The organism is Arthrobacter crystallopoietes, from assembly GCF_017603825.1.
Classification (GTDB): Bacteria; Actinomycetota; Actinomycetes; order Actinomycetales; family Micrococcaceae; genus Crystallibacter; species Crystallibacter crystallopoietes_B.
In genome coordinates this window covers 1,229,698-1,248,070 of record NZ_CP072014.1, presented here as the reverse complement: position 1 = coordinate 1,248,070, position 18,373 = coordinate 1,229,698, and the positions used below count along the sequence as shown (strand labels likewise).

15 protein-coding genes and 1 pseudogene are annotated in these 18,373 nt (G+C 60.6%); 9 read left to right on the top strand and 7 right to left on the bottom strand.

Annotated elements, in window-relative coordinates; all coding sequences use genetic code 11:
* Positions 1 to 3: 3 nt before the first annotated feature.
* The gene (locus tag J5251_RS05795; RefSeq protein WP_208575464.1) at positions 4 to 480 is read right to left on the bottom strand and encodes a DUF3237 domain-containing protein; all 477 of its coding nucleotides are present in this window, start codon (positions 478 to 480) and stop codon (positions 4 to 6) included.
* A gap of 211 nt (positions 481 to 691) precedes the next feature.
* Between J5251_RS05795 and J5251_RS05790 the strand changes: the two genes are divergently transcribed.
* Complete coding sequence (locus J5251_RS05790) at positions 692 to 1,423, top strand: TetR/AcrR family transcriptional regulator (RefSeq protein WP_208575463.1); 732 nt, start codon at positions 692 to 694, stop codon at positions 1,421 to 1,423.
* A gap of 249 nt (positions 1,424 to 1,672) precedes the next feature.
* On the opposite strand, the pseudogene J5251_RS05785 reads toward J5251_RS05790, so the two are convergent.
* Together J5251_RS05785 and J5251_RS05780 are read right to left on the bottom strand one after the other, a co-directional pair.
* Positions 1,673 to 2,449 (bottom strand): annotated as a pseudogene (locus J5251_RS05785) (type 1 glutamine amidotransferase domain-containing protein).
* Between the two features lie 208 nt (positions 2,450 to 2,657).
* On the bottom strand, positions 2,658 to 3,548 hold the full coding sequence (locus tag J5251_RS05780) for a LysR family transcriptional regulator (protein WP_244250812.1): 891 nt from the start codon (positions 3,546 to 3,548) through the stop codon (positions 2,658 to 2,660).
* Between the two features lie 84 nt (positions 3,549 to 3,632).
* Between J5251_RS05780 and J5251_RS05775 the strand changes: the two genes are divergently transcribed.
* On the top strand, positions 3,633 to 4,520 hold the full coding sequence (locus J5251_RS05775; protein WP_244250811.1) for an EamA family transporter: 888 nt from the start codon (positions 3,633 to 3,635) through the stop codon (positions 4,518 to 4,520).
* A 172-nt stretch (positions 4,521 to 4,692) separates the two neighbouring features.
* Here the strand turns inward: J5251_RS05775 and J5251_RS05770 are convergent, their stop codons facing one another.
* The gene (locus J5251_RS05770) at positions 4,693 to 5,676 is read right to left on the bottom strand and encodes an MBL fold metallo-hydrolase (protein ID WP_244250810.1); all 984 of its coding nucleotides are present in this window, start codon (positions 5,674 to 5,676) and stop codon (positions 4,693 to 4,695) included.
* A 637-nt stretch (positions 5,677 to 6,313) separates the two neighbouring features.
* Here J5251_RS05770 and J5251_RS05765 point away from each other — a divergent pair.
* Positions 6,314 to 6,934 (top strand): recombinase family protein, encoded by a 621-nt coding sequence (locus tag J5251_RS05765; RefSeq protein ID WP_208575461.1) that lies wholly within the window; start codon positions 6,314 to 6,316, stop codon positions 6,932 to 6,934.
* 164 nt (positions 6,935 to 7,098) lie between these two features.
* Here the strand turns inward: J5251_RS05765 and J5251_RS05760 are convergent, their stop codons facing one another.
* Positions 7,099 to 8,922, bottom strand: a complete 1,824-nt coding sequence (locus J5251_RS05760) for a hypothetical protein (protein WP_208575460.1) — start codon at positions 8,920 to 8,922, stop codon at positions 7,099 to 7,101.
* A 342-nt stretch (positions 8,923 to 9,264) separates the two neighbouring features.
* Between J5251_RS05760 and J5251_RS05755 the strand changes: the two genes are divergently transcribed.
* From J5251_RS05755 to J5251_RS05745, 3 genes are all read left to right on the top strand, one after another.
* On the top strand, positions 9,265 to 9,558 hold the full coding sequence (locus J5251_RS05755) for a hypothetical protein (protein WP_208575459.1): 294 nt from the start codon (positions 9,265 to 9,267) through the stop codon (positions 9,556 to 9,558).
* Positions 9,559 to 9,697: 139 nt separating this feature from the next.
* A complete protein-coding gene (locus J5251_RS05750; RefSeq protein WP_208575458.1) occupies positions 9,698 to 11,815 on the top strand; it encodes a hypothetical protein in 2,118 nt (705 codons plus the stop codon).
* A 567-nt stretch (positions 11,816 to 12,382) separates the two neighbouring features.
* Positions 12,383 to 13,585, top strand: a complete 1,203-nt coding sequence (locus J5251_RS05745; protein WP_208575457.1) for a hypothetical protein — start codon at positions 12,383 to 12,385, stop codon at positions 13,583 to 13,585.
* Between the two features lie 224 nt (positions 13,586 to 13,809).
* On the opposite strand, the gene J5251_RS05740 is transcribed toward J5251_RS05745, so the two are convergent.
* Positions 13,810 to 14,157, bottom strand: coding sequence for a hypothetical protein (locus J5251_RS05740; RefSeq protein ID WP_208575456.1), 348 nt, complete (start codon positions 14,155 to 14,157; stop codon positions 13,810 to 13,812).
* A gap of 356 nt (positions 14,158 to 14,513) precedes the next feature.
* Between J5251_RS05740 and J5251_RS05735 the strand changes: the two genes are divergently transcribed.
* Entirely contained in the window at positions 14,514 to 14,963 is a 450-nt protein-coding gene (locus tag J5251_RS05735) for a hypothetical protein (RefSeq protein WP_208575455.1), read from the top strand.
* A 282-nt stretch (positions 14,964 to 15,245) separates the two neighbouring features.
* Here J5251_RS05735 and J5251_RS05730 read toward each other — a convergent pair whose 3' ends face one another.
* Entirely contained in the window at positions 15,246 to 15,422 is a 177-nt protein-coding gene (locus J5251_RS05730; RefSeq protein ID WP_208575454.1) for a hypothetical protein, read from the bottom strand.
* A gap of 1,184 nt (positions 15,423 to 16,606) precedes the next feature.
* On the opposite strand from J5251_RS05730, the gene J5251_RS05725 reads away from it, so the two are divergent.
* The gene (locus tag J5251_RS05725; protein WP_208575453.1) at positions 16,607 to 17,026 is read left to right on the top strand and encodes a competence protein CoiA; all 420 of its coding nucleotides are present in this window, start codon (positions 16,607 to 16,609) and stop codon (positions 17,024 to 17,026) included.
* Between the two features lie 138 nt (positions 17,027 to 17,164).
* Positions 17,165 to 18,295, top strand: coding sequence for a hypothetical protein (locus J5251_RS05720; RefSeq protein ID WP_208575452.1), 1,131 nt, complete (start codon positions 17,165 to 17,167; stop codon positions 18,293 to 18,295).
* The last annotated feature ends 78 nt before the right edge of the window (positions 18,296 to 18,373 follow it).

Genomic DNA, 18,373 nt, shown 5'->3' with positions numbered 1-18,373 from the left:
GGGTCAGGCTGTGATCTCGTAGACGTCGATGCTGGTGTTCCCGTCGAAAACGCGGGCGCGGCCGACGAAAGCAGAGCGTGTGAGCCATTGCAGCTCGGGGGCGGCGGTGCGGAAGACCGGTGACGTCATGAAGTAACCCATGTGCTGTGAGTCGCCGGTCTCGCCGTCGAGGTGGCGCAGGATGCCGGTGTTCACCACGTCGACATAGTGTCCATCCTGCGTGCGGATGCCGTAGCGCGCCTCAACCTGGAATGCGTCGTCCGCCCGGGCGGTGCACCAGTCCGCGCCACCGGCCACGACGTCGCCGGCAAGTTCCCCACTCACGTGCCCACCGGTGATCGGGATCAGCTCGAGCTGTTCGGCGGCCCGGCCCATGAGCGGGATGTACGGATCCACCCGGGCCACGATGGTGAAGGCGTAACGGAGGGCGGGGACGGGTCCGGCGACGGCGGCAGCTGTCCGCGTACTTGTACTGGTCATGGCATTGTCCTTGGTTAGTTCCGGGCCGGAATAAGCTCCGGCGGCAGGGACTCCCGGCGAAGTGATCCGGGACACAAGCATGATCATGCCCTCCAGTGAATTGCGTTGTCAATGGCATTCACTAACTGTTACCGTGGAACTTCCACCGAGGAGGCTGTCCTAGAGACACCCGGCTTTAGACTCGGTACCAGAACATCCGCAGGGAGGCACCATGACCACCACCGAAGAAGAGCCGGCAGCCAAGGCCGCCCGGACGGCGCACCGGCTCAACCGCGGCTCCCTGACCCGCCAGTCAATCGTGGCGGCCGCCCTGCGGATCCTGGACGAAGACGGCAACCCGGGGCTGACGTTCACCCGGCTAGGCAAGGAGCTCGGCGCCTCGCCCACCGCGATGTACCGGCACTTCCCCAGCCGTGATGAGATCGTCATTGCCGTGGCCGACGAGCTCATTGGCATGTCTATCGAGGGATACGAGCCATCCGAGTCGTGGGCGGATTCGCTCCGAGACCTCGCCTACCGCGCCTGGCGGACATTCGCGGAGCATCCGGCGGCTGCTATGCAGACGTTCTTCCGGCTGACCCGTGGACCAAACGAGCTGCGAGCCGTCGATGCTGTCCTCGAAGCCATCCACCACGCCGGCTGGACCGGGCACGAAGCCGTAATTCAGTACCACGTATTCAGCAATCTGGTCCTCTCTGCCAGCGGCACACATGCCGCGCGCATCGCCGTGCGCGAAGAGTCCGAGGCCAACGGTGACGTCGAGTGGAACCAGGAGTATCAACCGGCGCGTCCAGAGGAATACCCCTACGTAGTGGCCGCACGTGAGGACCTGCGGACCATCAACTTCTTCGAGATCTACCGGGCCCAGGTCGAAGCGGTGCTTACCCAAATGGAACGGAAGGCACCTAGGGAAGAGTCACGCCCGGCAGCCAGCGACCGTTGACGAGTATGACTTTAACGCTTGGCCGCGGCATTCTGTGACCGCTCGGTGTCGCAACCCGAGGCTTTGAGTCTTCTTGCATGGCATGCGTTTCGAGCCGCTGCCTAAGGTTAGGAGGGGAACCGGCCGCCCGTTCGTTCGATACTCGATTTGTGAAGTGGCCGCAGATCGTAGAGCGCGGAACCTGAAGCAGGTCCGCGATGTGTTGGACAATGTGGTTGCCGGCACGTACGCCAACTGGCGCTGTGGGTGTTAGTGCTCCGCTTCTGCGGCAGCCCTCTTGGCGTTTTTCTCGGCGTCCTTCTCGGCGCGCAGAGTCTCCGTCTCGTGCTGTTTCTCGGCTTTTTCCTGGTGGATGACCTCCGCAAGGAGCTTCTCCATCTCCTTTGCCACGCCGGCGGCTGAAGCCGGGTTCTGGCCGGTCACCAACCGGTCGTCGACCGCAACCTTCTCCTGAAAGACATCAGCGGAGACGTGGGTGGCGCCCTGTTCCTCAAGTCGGTCTGCCAAAAAGAACGGGATGACCTTTTCCTTCCCTGCGGCGACCTCCTCCTCGTTGGTGAAGGCCGCTACCCTCCGGCCCTCGACGAGGCGAAGCCCGTTCTCCAATTCCACGTTCAGCAGGCCGGCTGGCCCATGACAGACCGCGCCCACCACGCCGCCGGCGTTGTAGACGCTGGCCACTAGATTCTGCAAGCCTTCGCTATCCGGGAAATCTCACATGGTGCCATGACCTCCCACGAGGAAGACTGCGTCGTACTGACCGGGATCAACAACGTCGACGCGTGCAGTGTTATAGAGCCCAGCGCGCGTGACCTCGTCCTTCGTGAAGGCAACCTGGATAGGATCTTCCGAGTCCACCTCGTCACGCGGTGGCTGGCCGCCTTGGATGGACGCGAAGTCGACGAAATGCCCGGAATCCTTGAAGACCTTCCAGGGATGTGCCGCCTCGGCCACGTTGTAACCGGTCTTCTCGCCAGTATCGCCGATCTCGGAAACGCTGGTCAGTACCATGAGGATTTTCTTCATGAAGTGCTCCTGTCGTCTAGATTCCACCCTACGCCTGGCCTAGATTCAGACCTTCCCTATGTCATAAAAATGTACGAGTTCGTTCGCGCGCGATGACCTTCTATGCCGTGGCAAGGGCACCTTGCTGGGAGGCGAAATGGCCAAACCTCGGTGATTGGAAAACCAAGGCTTGTAGCGGTACCCGTTCCTCACGGCGGCGGGAGGGCGTCTAGCGCGCTCCCGACTCCAGGCGGGCAAGCACGTAACGCAACGGCGGCCATGTGGTGCGCCCTTTCCTTGTATGGGCGTAGGCGCGTAGCCGGACTTCGGGCTGGGCGAGCGGGAGAATTACGACGCCGGGTGGCGGCTTCCTGTCCGCAGGCAGCAACCCGACGCCCATGCCGGCAAGGATCAGGTCTTCGACGAGGTCGAGGCTGTCTGCTTCGTGGCGCAGGCGGGGTTCGAAACCTGCAAGGGAACCGATAGAGCGCACCACCACTTCATCGGCCCGGTTGCGGGAGTTGCCTACCCAGTCACGGTCGCGGAACGCTTTGAAAACCTCCGGGGCGTTGCCTTGCACTGTTTGCTTGTCACGCGCGGGGACGCCGAGTCCCCAGGGCGTGGACCAGAGGGGAACCCTGTCGAGCCGGGGATCGTCGAGCTCCGGAGCGAGGTTGTAGTCGTAGGTCAGCGCGAGGTCGGTCCGGTCCGCCAAGAGCATTTCAATCGCCTCAGCGGGCTCGTGTTCCTGCACGGCAATCCTGAGCGCCGGATGACTGACCGCGGCCTCTTTGACGGCGGGGATGATGTTCCTGCGGATTGCGGTGGCGAAACCAGCCACCCGGAGGGTGCCCGACGGAGCCGCCTCCGGATCAAGATCCGCCCGCGCCGCCTCGACTGCAGCGAGGATAGTGGCCGCATGCTCGGACAGGCGCAGTCCAGCCGGCGTGAGGCGCACTCCCCTGCCCTCAGGTTCCAGAAGGACCGTGCCCGTTTCGCGGGCCAGCAGTGCGATCTGCTGCGAGACCGTCGAGGTCGTAGTGCCGAGCAGGTCCGCCACTTCCCGCATCGACCCACTGCGCGAGAGCTCAAGCAGCGTCCGCAACCGTCGAATATCCACGCTTCTGATTGTCCATGTTTTGTGAACGGTATGCACGCAATCATCACGTGGACGTAAATAGAGGATTCCGGTTCTACTAGTGGGATGACCACTGGGCTCCGCATCTCCGGCACGACCTCCGGCACCGCCATGGCGTTCGCCGCCATGTGCTGCGTTCAGATAGGTCTGGCCGTTTCCGTGGGACTCGTGGACCGGCTCGGCGCCGGAGGTGTCGCGTGGCTTCGCCTTGCGTGGGCCGCCGTGATCCTGGTTGCCATCGCACGCCCCTGGCGGATCCGCTTCAGCTCGACGGCGTTGCGCACCTGCGTCATGCTCGGCGTCGCCACGGCCGGCATGACCATCCTGTTCATGGCCGCGGCCGAACGGCTACCCTTGGGCACCGCTGTCGCGCTGGAGTTCCTCGGCCCGCTGGGCGTGGCCTTGGTGCGCGGCCGAGGGGTGTCGCGCCTGTGGGCGCTGGTAGCCGGCGCAGGCGTCGTCGCATTGACCGAGCCATGGCATGGCCAGACCGACGCCGTTGGCGTGCTCTTCGCACTGGGTGCGGCCCTTTGCTGGGCCGCCTATATCCTCCTGACCCAGCGGGCGGGCGACGCCGCCGAAGGACTGGGCGCCTTGGCTGTGTCCATGCCGGTCGCGGCGCTCGTCGCGACATTCACGGTGGGGCCGGAAGCGTTCGCCCATCTAGACTGGCGCCTGCTGCTGGCCGGCGTCGGACTTGCACTGTTGCTGCCGGTAGTGCCGTTCAGCCTCGAACTGCTGGCCCTGCGCCGGCTCACCGCCGCGGCCTTCGGCACGCTGATGTGCCTGGAGCCGGCCATCGGCATGGTCGTCGGCCTCACCTTCCTCGGTCAGGTTCCCAGTCCCTTCGCGATCCTCGGGATCGCCCTGGTCATCGCCGCCGGCATCGGCGCCACCCGCACCGGAAACCGCCCTCCGGTTACCACCAGCCCCGAAACCCTGCCCGTCATATAGCCGACTACAACTACGGAATCCGCTCGCAGCAGACGCCGTATACACGACACACTGCCGCCCCATAGGGTCGGCCTTGACCAGAGTCCTGCAATCGCTCAGCACAGAGCAGCGCCGGTGCTTTCAGGCCGTTGCAACGGAACCGAAAGCACCGGCATCCTTAGTTTGCGTGAGGTTACCGGGCCCGTGCCATCGCCCCGATGGGGATGGAATCCAGATCCTCGCCTACGATCAGCTTGCCAGAGAAGTTATCACCGGCCCGTTTGAATTCTTTGACCGGCCAGTTGCCCGGAACCATGTGGTTCAGGACCAGCGTGCTGACGCCGGCCTGCTCGGCAATCACACCGACCTCTTCGATGGTGGTGTGGGCGCCCTTGAGGTGTTGGTATTCCGCTTCTGCCGCTGCATCGCGGGGCTCCGGATGACGTTGAGCGATCCACTGCTCGGCGATGACCTCGTGCACCAGAACGTCCGCGCCGGCGGCCAATTCCACGAGATTCTCGCTGGGACCCGTGTCGCCGGAAAAGACGACTGTTCCAGTGTCAGTCTCGAACTTGAACGCGAACGCAGGGAACACGGGCGCGTGTTGGACCAGCGTTGCCGACACCTTGACCCGGTCATCCTCGTAGAAGCTGAACGGCGACATGCGCGGATGCGGGTTCCCGTTCGGGTCTTTGCCGTACCCCGCCGGCAACGCGATGTCGCGGCCGGCGAAGATCTTGTCCGGCGTCGGGTAACCGCTGTCAATCACCCGGTCGTTGAAGTCCGTCGCGAAAGTCCGGACCATCATGTCGATCGTTTCCCCAGTGCCCGGTGTCGGGTTCTCCGGCGCCACAACCTCAGTCATTTCCTCGCCCTTGTAGTTCACCGGCAGAGCGCCGCGGTTACCCGGGCCCCAGATCTCCACAATCCTGTCCCTCCGGGACAGGCCGTTCTGCAGACCCGTGCCTAAGATTCCGTACAGGTCCGCGATATGGTCCGAATGCAAGTGCGTGAGGAACACCGCCTCGAGTCCGTCGAGAGGGCCCTGCATGTCCTTGTCCCAGGTGCCCAGACGGGCGTCCTTGATCTGGCGTCCCACTCCGTGTCCAGCATCGATCAGGTAGTAGCGGTCTCCGACAACGACCGCGGAAGCCACACCTGCCCGGTCGGTTTCCATCCACCACGGGGGTCCGCCTGACGTTCCCAGCAAGATCAGTCTGTTCTTCGCATCCGAAGTCAGGGCCTTGCGGCGAGGGCCTATACGAGAGTTTCCGGACTGGGGCGGTTGGGCAGCACCGGCCAGGGCCGGCGCGAGCCCGGCTACGGATAAAGAACCAAGAATGGCGCGTCGTGACACGCGTTTAGTTTCTGGCGTCCTGGCCATGGTGGATCTCCTTGCATTCACGGGGCAGCGCCCGCGGCTCACTGGTTTGAAACTGCCGCCGTAAAAACATGCGCGGGCAGCAGTTAGGCCTATCCATATTAGGAGCAGGACACTAAGAATGTTAAAGACTCATTCCCCGCTCATTGATACGCCTTAGCTATATAAAGCCGATAGGGCGCTATCGCAGGCCTCTCCCTGCCAAACGACCGACTCATGGCGTGCGAATGGTCTGGTTATATTTCCTGAAGGAGAGCTGGAAGTGTGACCACACGGCAGGCGCCGACTCCGTTGCGTCCAATTGGAGTACACCTCAACCTGACGTCAGGCGCGCATCGAATAAAGCGTCAGAATAGAGTACAAAATAGCCTTTCTTGACGCTTGCTTCACAAACTCTTAGATTTCAAGCTGACAAATATGGGTTGGAGGCGCGGTGGCGGGGCAACGAGTCGGGTACGTGCGAGTCAGCACCTTAGAGCAAAACGAACAACGCCAGCTCGAAGGCCAGCCACTCGACCGGGTGTTCACCGATAAGGCCTCCGGCCGGGACACTGCCCGACCACAACTTGTCGAACTCGTCCGCTTCGCCCGCGACGGAGACACCGTCGTCGTACACAGCATGGACCGGCTCGCTCGAAACCTGGACGACCTGCGGTCCCTGGTTCAGAAACTGACCGCCAAGGGCGTCCGAGTCGAATTCGTCAAAGAAGGACTCGTCTTCACCGGCGAGGACTCCCCCATGGCCAACCTCATGCTTTCGGTCATGGGGGCCTTCGCCGAGTTCGAACGCTCCCTTATTAAGGAGCGCCAGCGCGAGGGAATCACCCTGGCTCGCCAGCGGGGCGCCTATCGCGGTCGGAAGAAGACCCTCTCCCCGGAACAGGCCGCCGAATTGGTGCGCCGTGCCGCGGCCGGCATCCCGAAGGCAACGCTGGCCAAGGACTACGGCATCAGCCGAGAAACGGTCTACCAGTACCTGCGTCAAGCCACCATAGCGACAGCTGATGATGCGTCGCCGGCCTCTGCCTCTGCCTCTCTCCTGCCTGAAGCATGATCGAAGGCGGCCGGAGGCGCATGTCCTCGCGCAACTCGCCCTAGCCGGCCCGCTGGGATCCTCCAAGGTTGCCCGTCATCTCCCCACCGTCAGGTCCGGCCATGAGCCGAACTGCGGCAGAACCGTGAACGAAAGTTAGCCCAGCTGTAACTCGAAATTGGAGGTTACGACTCTTCCTCGGTCCGGGCGTCCTCGTCCGCGCAGCTCATGCCTGAACTGATCCGATCCATACGTGCGGTCCAGGTCTTCTCTTCTCGCTGGATCAGAGCCGCGCCCGATTCGCCGTTTTTGAACCAGGTGAGGGCGATGTCCAAAGCGGTTTTCGAAGTGCACTCCGCATAATTGCGGATGCTGTTTAGGGTTGTCTCATCCAGCAGTAGGCCATGGTTGACCGCGTTCCGAACGCGTCGATGCCGAGCACGGAGCAAGCCTGTTTCGCGCCACGTCTCGTCAAGGAGCTGCCGCTCCCGGTCAGGAACAGTGCAGATTGCAAGCGCATCCTCCAGGTCTGCGCGCTTAAGTTCGGACATCGGAAGTGCGCGTATTTCATCTTGCAGTGCAACAGCCTTTGCGACGGACACCAAACGGATTCCACCTCGGCTGTATTTGGAAATTTTCCGTTCGAGCTCATCTCGGCCTGCGTTTGGTCCGCGTGACCATGCTTCCTCCAATGGAGCCATCAGTTGGCCAGCGATCCGACTGTCAGCGCGCCTGAGGGCTTCTCGACGCTGGAGGGAAGTAGCCAATTCTGACGCACGCACGTTTAGTACGGATGCGAAGAGTTCCATCGCGTGGTCCTCGAGCGCTGTTGCTACCCGGGGCGTGACGCGACGGGCCCCGTAAAAGGAAACGTCGCGATGATCAGTCATCCGTGCCTCACGTAGCGACGTCAGCGCCTCAACAAACTGCTCGGGCATGGGCTCTTTGGCCAGCACATCGGCAAACTGATCTGCGACAATACTGAGGATCTCGCTTGTGCCGCCAATCCCATAACTGTCATCGTCGAGGGACCTAGACTGGCGGACAGTGAGTCCGCCCGATGAGCTGCGAGACCTTCCGTCAAGGAGGATGGCAGTTGCACCCGCGCTTTGCCACGAGACGCCGCCTGCCTCGACAGCGATACTTATTAGCGCCTCAATTCGTCGCCTGGCTTCCTCCGCCGCGCCGGCCACCTGCCGTTCCCCGAGATCGACGCGTACAGGCGTGAGTCTGTTTTCCCGTTTCAGCGCTTCGCTATGGAGGTCGTCGAGCCAGTGGACGTCCTCGCGAAGTTCGCGCAACTCTGCGCGTTCCGGAAAGTCATGCCATTTGTGCTCAAAAGCGTTCGGAAGCGCCCAATCCGCTCGGAGGAACGTCATCGGGCCTATAACCTTCCGCATCCCCGAAAGAAGAGCGCGGGAATACACCGTCCATACGACTACCCGTCCTACCGGTGGGGCAACGAGGATTTCTCTCGCCATTTCAAGTCGGTGTTCTTCAGTCAGCGGTTCAAGAATCTGTACGTCGCGCTCCCAAGCCAATTGTTCCTCGGTGTTGACGAGTGCATCGGCTGCGTAACTGAGTAATGAGAAGGCGCCGTGGGCGGCAGGGCCAACTTGAGAAGCAACGATAGCCGACAGCTTGCGCAATGTATCGCTGGTCTTCCCAGGGACCTTCGCGGCTGCGCAAAGATCCCAGAACGCCTCCGCGATGGCTACTTCTGAGTGCCAAATCTCATTGAACTGATCGGCCGTAGCGATAATGGCCTCTTGGTTACCGTCGAGGCGCAGGTCGTGCAGCAAAGGGGCGACTAAAGTACCAAGCCGTCCCCCGACGGCTTCAGACTGTGCCTTGATCTCAGTTCGCAGAGAAGCGCGATGACTTGTCGAAGACCTCGAATTCCACGTCGAAACATCGCCAGTTTGAACGTAATCGCCGAGTTCGGCGACAGCTTCACCCAGGGTATATGGGCGGACAGTCCGATGCGGAAGGGGAAGAACTTCCGCCACCGATAGAAGCCAGTCATTGACCGTTGCAGTCGGCCGAACACGCACCACTTCATCTCCGATCGTTGAGTGGGTACATCTTGGCATCGATTCGGCGGCCTAAGCCAACGAGGATCCGACTGGCCCACGATCGCAGCATTCCCGGCTAGCTGCGAGACTCTAGAAAGAGGCCGGCGTGCCGATAAAATGCGCTGCCATCGCGTAGTCGCGTTCAGTCTCCTGAGCAAGCTCAGCCCCGTCGCAACCCTGTCATTGTGAGGGCTGCAAGTCTCGCCTACCTCCCGTTAGGGTTGATCGCAGGTACTCTGGCCATTTGTCAGAGCTTTCGACTTGCCAGCTGGGGTCATGATCCAAACGATTCATGAGTTCGTCTTTCGGAAACCCGCACTCGAGAAAGAGCCTCAGGAAGATCACGTTCTTGAGTCGCTTGTGGTGCGGGAAGAGTTTGCCAGTAGCCCAAGGAAGGGATTCCTGTGGATTGGTCGAGGTCAATCTGATCCAGAATCTCTACCCGACGGTCAGGACAGTTGGTTGAAGGACGGCCAGCCCTCGGCCGAGTGGGCGATGCCCAACTCCCATGATCGCGCCCATGCGCTACTCACAGGACTGCCGTCTTCACGCTCGGGTGAAAGCAGCTGAATCTTTGGGTCGGCTTGCTTCCGGAGTGATTCCTCCGTCATGACCGACCGTTAATAGTCGCATCCATTCCCAGCTACAATTTCGGCAGCAGTCCGAAGCTTTTTGGCCTGTATGGGTAAACCTTTCAGTTGGGGGAAACTTGAATAGCACTTTTGCACTGTCGCGCGCGCGGCAGTCTCTCTACGCAATGCTCGTCGCGGCCGTCCTTGCTGTCGGATCGCTGGCTGGAGCTATTCCCGCACACGCAGCCGATGCATTCCTGCAAGGGCGGGTCGTGGACGCGGAGGGTAAGCCACTTTATGGCATTCAGGTTTCGGCTTTCAGCGGCCCAGACGCCGGAGTCTCGGGAGTACCTGCCGATACGACTGGAACTACCAATACGCTCGGCCAGTACAGCCTCGCCCTGTCCAGCGACCGTTCCTACCGCCTCCGGTATGCCGACACCCAGACCCGTCTGGACGGTCCCTACATCACGGAGTGGCACCAGGACGCAGCTGGGCCCGAAACAGCCGTTCCAGTCGCCGTCACTTCCCCCGGCATAACGCTGCCGGACACGTCCTTGGCTGCACCTGTCCTCGAGCAGTTCACAGATGCCCCGGTGCCAGTCCTCAGCGGCACAGGCGCTCCAGGAACGGTACTCACCGTGGACCCCGGCACCTGGAGCCCCGAGCCGGTCCTGACCTACGCCTGGCACCGGAACGGAGCCTTTGTTGGCAGCGGAACCAGCCTGACCGTGAGCCCGTTTTACGGTGGCGGGAACATAACCGTGAAGGTCACGGCCAAGAAGTCGGGATATGCCACCACCACCCGTGAATCCGCTCCGGTGTCTGTGCCGCTGTCCGAATGGGATCCGCCTGCTCCAGCAATCACCGGCGCCCCACAAGGCGGAACAGTGCTCAACGCCGACATCGGCCTTGTGGCTTACCCGGCTACATATGAATTCCAGTGGTTCGCTGACGGAGCGCCAGTCACTCCGAAGGGATCCTACTACCGCTCCTATTCTCCTGAGACTGCGGACGCAGGCAAGCGCTTGACCGTCCAGGTCACTTGGTCACGCCCCGGATTTCACACGGTTACGCGCACCTCCGCGCCGACCCATCCCGTCGTGCTTGCGGTCTTTGAGCCGGGAATCCCGACGATCAGCGGAACCACGAAAGTCGGACACACGCTCACTATGGACCCAGGCATCTGGAAGCCGGCACTGGTTCAGAATAACTACAAGGTCGAATGGTTGCGCGACGGTGACGTGGTTGACATGCAGTGGATGGACCCCTGGTATTTCCACACTGCCGCTGGCAAGTACACATTGACCGCCGCCGATCTGGGCAAGACGATCAGTGTCAAAGTCACGTCCCGGCGGATCGGATACGAGACCACATCAAAGACATCAACTCCCACTGAGCCTGTTGCCATAGGCACATTTAACCCAGCATCTCCGACTATCAGCGGGGTCCCGACCGTCGGTCACCGTTGGGCCGTGAACTCCAAAGGGTGGGCTTCAGGCACAACCTTCAAGCACCAGTGGTACCGGGACGGACTAGCGGTTAAGGGAGCAACGAGGCCTGAGTTTTATCCGACTGTCTACGACCTCGGCAGGCACACCTACAGTGTCAAAGTGACCGGATCAAAGGCCGGCTACACCACTCTCACGAAGACGTCCGATCCCTTCACCGTAACGGTCGCTAAGGGAACGTTCGGGAACGCTGAACCTGTCGTCGTCGCACCTACCGGAACGAAGAAGGTCGGGTATACCTTGACCGCCCCGGAAAGTGCCGTCTACTGGTCCGGCCCGTCAGTTCCCTCGGACGAGACGCACACCATGCGCTATCAGTGGTACCGAGGCAGCACCGCGATCAAGAGTGCGACCGGCAAGACCTACAAGCTGACCGGTAGCGACGCGGGCAAGACGATCAAGGTACGACTGGCAACCAGCCTCCCAGGGTACAACACGTCCTACCGCTACTCGAAGGCCACCACGGCCGTTGCCAAGGGCACCCTGAAGGTGTCTAGCCCGACGGTCTCCGGCACGAAGAAGGTCGGCTACCGTCTGACGGCCAACCCGAGGACTTGGACGGCCGGCACAAAGTTCACCTACCAGTGGTACCGCTCAGGCAGGGCAATCAAGGGCGCCACCGGCCGTACCTACAAGCTGGTCACTGCCGACCGCTACGACACGATCAAGGTAAAGGTCACCGGTTACCAGACCGGGTACACCACTGTGGCGAAAACGTCGGCTGCAACCTCCAAAGTCCGGTAGCCCGCTCCTTGGACATTCTCCGGGCGTGGCATGGACGAGATGGTTCATGAACAAAAGGAAATACAGTGCCACAGCCCTGCAAGACATGAAGCCGCCAAATTGAGCTTCAAAGAACCGCCATTTTTAACTAACAGAAAGACGCTGGCGATGCCGCTCCCCCGGTCCCACCAAAGGTCTTCCTTTTAATTGTTGAGAATGGTCCGAGTGAGACATATTGATGAGACAAGCCGGCGCCAAAAAATTCGCGATGACCTGCCGAGAGGCAGCCCGTCTGTCCATACCTCAGCAAAGGGTCGTATTTGAGATGCCAGGGAGCAATCGACTGCCGGCCGGGCCGGAGGTCTTGGCCTAGAGGAACTCTCCCACGCCTGCAGCGCCCGGCGGGGCTTCCTCCCACCTAGGAGAGGCCAGGCCGGTACTTATCGCTCGGGGCAATTACTGGTTTCTGTCCCGAACACTACTCGAATGCCGCAGATCCGCTTCGATTCCATTGCCGCTGTCTGGCCAGCCTGCTAGTGTCGCCCTAATCCCGCGCGCGCGGGCCCATCCCGAAGAAGAGAGTTCATCATGCGTTTTTCTTCATTGGTGGCCGCGACGACGCTGGGACTCGTCGTCGCACTGGCACCAGCCGGTCCGGTATTCGCTGGTCCCGCCGAACGGCAGGCCAACTGTACGGCCCTGGGCGGAACGCTCACCGGCACCGGCAATAACCAGGTCTGCACGGTCACGACTGTTGTCGTGGGTCCTGATGTTCCATCAGGGGCTCCGACGACCACTTTCAGTGCCGACCGCCCCGTGGGTGATCCTGTCACCGTGGACACATCGCTTCCAGCCCGCCAGCCAAATCCCACGGTAACAACCGAGGAACGCAACGTCGGCGACGCGACTGTCGTGAGGACCGAGCGCGCCGGCACCCCGGTGGTGACCGAAGAAGAGCGCAATGCCGGCGAGGCTGTCAGCGAGGACGTTATTGTTCCCGGCACGCCAACGTCCACAACAAGGACGGAGCGGGGCACGCCGACGAGCACCGAGACGCCCACGACCACCAACTGCCGCAGGGTAAACAACGAGCGGGCCGCAAGGCCCGTGGAGAGATGCGAGCGGGCCGTCCTGACCACGACGACGACGCCCACAACGATCGTCACCACGACAACCACCCCGCAGGAACGGGTCACCACGACCACCCAGCCGCGGGAGACGCTGATCACCACGACGACGCCGTACACCGAGGTCTTCACCAGCACCCAGCAGCGTGAATTGTGCACCACCACGACATACCAGACGATGATCGCCACGATGACGACGCAGCAGACGGAGCGCACGGCGACCACCTCGCAGCCGACAACCCGGACCACGACCACCACGACCACCACGTTCAACTTCCCCCGCGGCACTGACATCCCCACCCCCACCGGCGCCCCGGTGGTGACGACCTCAACGGCTCCAGGGACTCCAGTGGTAACGGAAGCAGAGGTTCCGGGCACCCCGATCGTGACCACCGGAACCCGGCCCGGCGATGAGGAATCGGACACCGAGTGCGCGCCGATCGCCCCGATGGTAACGGTCACCGAGGGGGAAACGAGGCAGGAAGTCATGACGGAGACCGTGCCCGCCGAGCCGATTGTCACCGTGACCCGTGAGAACATCGAGCCGCTTGTCGCCGAGACCGAAGCCCCGGGAGCGCCAATCGTGACCACCGACGTCCGCAGCACAGGCGAGACCTGCTACAACAACCCCTCTAACGCAGAGCAGCGGGGCAACCGCTGCTAAGCGATAGCCCAAATCAAACCACCGACGGCCCGTCTTCCATTCAGGAGGGCGGCAGCCGTCATGATTATGCTCCGATTTCTCCGGGGTCTACACGAGCGAGTTTTCGGGGTCGGTAAAAGGACGTAGCTCGGCTTCAATGTTTTCCGTTATCTGGGCGACCGTCTCGAGCCGGGGCGGGCCGTTTCAGGTGATGTCGACTGCGGCCCAACCCACCCGACACAGCGTCATAAGCCACGGAGGACAACCTGACTGCAAGTAAGGAGACGGCGAACAGCCTTCGCTCTGAGGAAAGTAACTCCCTGACGCTGGAGATCCTCGAAGTCGAGGAGTACGAAGTCGTCACTAATGAGCTCAACGGCTGAGCGCATGGATTCAGCTGGTCGAATGCGGCACGTCCCGTAGCCGACCCGGTATGCAACTTCCGGCTCATCCAGCAGCTCTTCACTCAGATCAGACGCATCCGCGACATCAACCAGCTCACCGCCATCACCGCCGAAGTCGTCGAAGCCGCCAGCGAAACTCTGCTCATCGGCACCTGATCGCGCCATATCACGCCCCCAATTCAGCGCCATTTATCGCAGAAAGTTACATGCATGGACTTTGTGCCACTTCGAGAGACGGACGTTCGGGAGATCCCGCCGTCTCAATAGGCGGTCCTTTGCTAAGACGGAACACCTGACTGGACGCACCTCTCCACTTATGGGTGACTGACAAGTTCGTACACATTAGGAGTGCCGGGTCCCCAACCACCAGCAAAATCACGGCGGCTGCTATCAGGCATGCCAGGGCCGACCACAATGCCTACCGCACCCGTCAGGAGCGCCACCGCGAGGGCACCAATCCACGAACTGCAAAAGTCAGCATCCTGCACTGCTACGACATCGGGCAGTGGACAAGAAACGTCAGATGCGTGTGTAGAGGTGAAACTATGAAAAAACTCATCGCACCTCTTGCTCTTGCTGCCGCCCTTGCCTTGACGGGGTGCGGCGGAGCAGACACCAGCCCGACCGGTGCTGCCGATTCCAAGGCCGCTGAAGAAGCACCCCAGGCTCCTGACCTGACAGGCGTATGGAAGCAGAGCAACCCCGCCAGCGAGGACTCTTACCAGCAAGCAACAATCACCGCGGACACAATCACCGTCGAATGGGTTACCGACGGCGGCGATACGACCTCGATTTATTGGGTTGGAACGTTCGAAGCGCCAACCGACGCGAGCGAACCGTACACATGGACCTCAGAGAGGGATGCTTCGGCAACTGACTCCGCGATCCTGGCATCCACCGATGACACCAAAGAGTTCACGTACGAAGGTGACACCATCAGCTACAAGGTCAGCGCGCTTGGAACCACGACCACGGTTGATCTAAAGAAGAACTAACACCAGCGAGAGACGCCCCCGGCGAGCATTGCGCTCCTCGGGGGCATCCTGCTTACCATCCACGAACAGGACGCCGAGGGGCGCAAGCCAAGTAGTGCTAGCGAATGAACCTTAGCTTATATGGCAGCGCGCCCGTTCGAATGTCAGCCGAGATTGGAGCGGCCGCCGGCAAGAGGCGAGAAGAGTGTTGCAGGCTGATCCCTGTCCCAGGGGAAAGTCCCCCGGCATTGATACCGCTTCGATGCTCGCGGACTGATCCGGGCCGTCACTGGCGGTGAGCAATCAGAACTCTTCTCCCAGCATCCCCACGTATGCCCGGGGCAGCTCATCCTCTTGGCGGGACAGCTCGTCACCTAGCCGGCGTTCCGCAGCTGACAGCGCGTACGCCACATGGATGCCTTCACGTTTTAGACCCAAGAGAAACTTGCCGCCCGGGTTTACGGCGCCGTCATTAAGCACGAAGACAACTGTTAGGGAACCACTGTCGTGATGGTGTCTAACTTCCCAATCGGGTTCCCCTGCAGGTCCTTCACATCGACAGACTTGCGCGCAATGATCTTGTCACTCAGACGGATTCTTGCGTTTCCGGCCAGGGTGACTTTTCGGCCGTCCTGACGCGTCATGTGCACTGGAATCCACGTGAGTTTCTGGAGTTTCCTAGGCATTTAGCTTCTCCCTTTCCACCCCCGATCATATGAACCCATCCAGCTCGAAGTATGTAAGGAGCTCCTTCGTCAGCTAGTTATGTTTCGTGTCCTTTGCTGAGATTGCCGCGAGCGGGCCACCCCAACCGTCGCGATCGCCCAACTCTTCAAGGTCGCCAGCAGTACGGTGAACCGCCTTGTCCAAGGAAGTCCATTGCCCGTGACGTTTTGAGCTACGGCCCGCCATTTACAGCGCTAACCAGCTTCTCGAGCGAATCGGAACTAGCAGCGATCTCCACCTCGCCCTTTTCCGTCACCAAGATCATTGCTTGGATCCCTACGCCTGTGATGTACTTCCTGTCCTTGCCCCTGATCGGACGACGTCCGGGAAGCACCTCCAGTGCACACATCGTTGTGGGGCGCCCGGACGGTTCCAAGGTGTCATACACGGCCGGCTGAAAGTCTAGCCACTTGGGTTCGATCGCAAAATTTGTCACTGAGTTGTGGATCTGTGATGAGCTGAAGTTACGTAATGCATACAGTCATAAACGGTGGTTAAAGACGATTGGTAACTTTGCAGGCTTGGGCGGGCTCGGATCAGTCGGAACAAGGTGAGCAATCCGGCTACGGAATCAAACCAGGTCGAGACGGACGTCTGAGGTTTTTGAAAGCTCAGCTGCTTAGGATGACCGGCATGAGGGAGTGGATACGCCGACATCCCAAGTTGGCAGTGACATTTGCACTGCTATAACGGCGCGTATGACACGCGGGCACTGCATCGGTTCATGCCATAGCAATATTGGGTTCCCAGAAATGGCCCACGAGGAAGCTGCCGCCCCTGCTGGACGGGTTCTCCGCATTCCTCCAGCGCCATGGGAAAGTCTCGGTGATTCTGTCAGTAGTGGATGAGACAGTGTTGTCAGCTAGGTTAAGTGCCTGTCGTCCACGCTGATCAAAGGAAACCAGCCTGGGTGATGTTTGACGTTGGGGGAAAGCGTTATGCCATTGGCGGCGGAGTTTAACGGTCAGAGAATCGAAGCGAATCAGCTCTCGGTTGATGAATGGGCGGCTCTAAAGTCCAGGTATAAACAAGGCACTCTTGTGATGACCTGTGGGCAGCCCGGCATACCAAAGAACTCGAAACTGCAGTTTCAGTATTTCGCACACAAGCCCGGAGCGGACTGCACACTCCACACCGGCGGCCCGGAAAGTCCTGAACATCTTGCCCTCAAAGCGGCGGTTGCCTCAGCGGCGAAAGCAGCCGGATGGGTTGCCATCATCGAATACCCTGGCCCCGATCGCAACTGGATTGCTGACGTCTTAGCAGAAAAAGACGGAAGACGAGTCGCTGTAGAAATTCAGCTTTCCGGACAACAGCCGCAGGAATTCCACCGGCGGCAAGAACGCTACGAGGCCTGAGGGATTGAGTGCATCTGGCTAGTAGCACCCCACAACCAACAGAACGCAGCCTCAGTTCCATCCTTCGTGATCAAAACTGCCCCGAATGACGTCCTCATCGAATTGCCCCCAACTGACCTTGGAGATGCGGGTGGGGACTTGGAGCTGACCGCAGCTGTCCGCAAAATATTGACTGGGCGGTACAAATCGTTCATTGAGGCCACCGTTGCCGCCTTTAGCATCTCGACCGGCATGAAGAAGTGCTTCCGTCCTGAGTGCCGGGCATGGATGACTATCTGCTATCTCGAGCGTCTACAAGTTGAAACACGCTGTGGTCTGAGAGGCACAATCGGCGCAGAATACTTCGGCCGGCTGCACCTGGAAGACAGGGTTGAGAAGGCGGCTTGGCCGGCTATTATCAAGGCGCTCTATGCAGACAGTGACTTGGCCAGACCCGCACCGCTGCGGCATAAGAACAGCACAATGGCTGGGCACCCTTACCTCGGCTATACCTGTCCCAGCTGCGGATATCTTCAGGGCGACGTTCCCATGATGGATGAAATTCGAAACTGGTACGAGTACGTCATTCCAGAGACTGCCACTATTCCGATCAAGAAGACGGCGTTACGGGGTGCGCATTTGTGTCAAGACAAGGGCGCCGGTTTATGCAGCCAGACTCCTACAGACCCAACTGCTGCGTCATTTCCTGATGGGCAGATAGGGAGAATCTGGCTCAGCCGGAAGCTTCTGACCGATGTTCTTGCCCCCATTCCTCCCAGAGGGACCAGAGCGGCGGCTAAGGCAGCGGAATCCGGCTCACGGTCTGGCAATACTAAACGCAGGGAAGACAGTCTCCCTACAGCGGCGGCGCCGATCAGGGAGACCCCTGGCCTGGTGCGGAACCAAGCACTCGAGACTGACCCAAGCACCGCTCCGCAAGGGGCCGTGCCAGAAGCGGCAGATACAAGTAAACAGCTCGACGAGCTTAACCTTGCCCAAGTGCCTTCCGTCCAGCAGGAGGGCTGGGCTGAAGTTCGCGTCCGGACCTTGGCCTCCAGAACTCGTTCAACGCAGGAAGTTGCGGACATAACTGGAATCAAGCCCGTAAACTACATGACCCGCGAAGAGTTGTCCCATGCCGTACTCATCGCACTTACCCTCCTGGAAAACGGCAATGTACTAGATGTTTCGGCTGCTCGCCGAAGACAGGGTCTGCATGACAACCTTCCCGATTTGCTGGGGGAACGTTACCCAAGAGGAAAAGTCCCCCCGAGCGATCCTCCGACGTAGCATCCACTGCGGCTCGAGAGCTCCAACGCCGATAACGGCGCATATGTCTGGCTGGGATCTATTCATAGGTCTCATAGG